This is a genomic window from Bartonella sp. MR100HLJHH (assembly GCF_042194215.1).
GTDB lineage: Bacteria > Pseudomonadota > Alphaproteobacteria > Rhizobiales > Rhizobiaceae > Bartonella > Bartonella grahamii.
Map to the genome: position 1 here is coordinate 1 of NZ_JBHIMR010000098.1, position 711 is coordinate 711.

The following is a 711-nucleotide window of genomic DNA, read 5'->3' on the forward strand; positions in this document are numbered from 1 at the left end:
ATAAGCATCTCCATAGACACGGGCATTGCCATAAACATGGCCCAAAACTCGAGCCTCACCATAAATTTGTGCATTGCAGTAAATTTGCGCACCATATTCAACATATGCTTCACCGCAAACTTTTGCATTTTCATAAATACGCGCCCTGCCTGTAATTTTTGCGCGTTCAAATACTTGTGCATTGCCGAAAATCTTAGCGTCGCCACAAACCATAGCTTTATGCCAAACCCAACAATCGCCTTCATGCGATAGGTTGTCTTCTTTTTGTATATAGCCACCTAAGTAACCTTTTTTAATATTTCTAAAATCTCTTAATGCACGTATGCGATAAAGTTTTTTACTTTTATCGGTTCTTGCATCATGAAATTCTTTTGTTTCATCAGTAAGTTCGTATTTTCTCATCTGGTTTGTTTCCTAGTTGAGATTCTTCTATTGTCATTAATCCAGTCGTCCCAACATACACATGCATCACCGTAAATTTTTGCATGACCGTAAACATGCGCATCACCGTAAACTTGTGCACTTCCATAAATACGAGAATTGTCGTAAATGTATGCCTCACCGTAAACTTGTGCATTGCCATAAACTTCTGCATTATCAAAGACATGCGGTTCACCGCAAATATATGCCTCATCGTAAACTTCTGCATGACCGTAAATGCATGGTTCATCGAAAACTTCTGCTTTGCCATAAATACGAGAATTGCCGTAA

Annotated in this window: 1 protein-coding gene and 1 pseudogene; both read right to left on the reverse strand. The window is 38.8% G+C overall.

The features are described from left to right. A partial coding sequence (locus tag ACFIJ7_RS09735; protein ID WP_375645212.1) for a hypothetical protein occupies window positions 1-402 on the reverse strand: 402 nt, incomplete at its 3' end. After that, window positions 399-711 (reverse strand): annotated as a pseudogene (locus ACFIJ7_RS09740) (hypothetical protein); the annotation flags it as partial. The pseudogene ACFIJ7_RS09740 and the gene ACFIJ7_RS09735, both read right to left, overlap by 4 nt.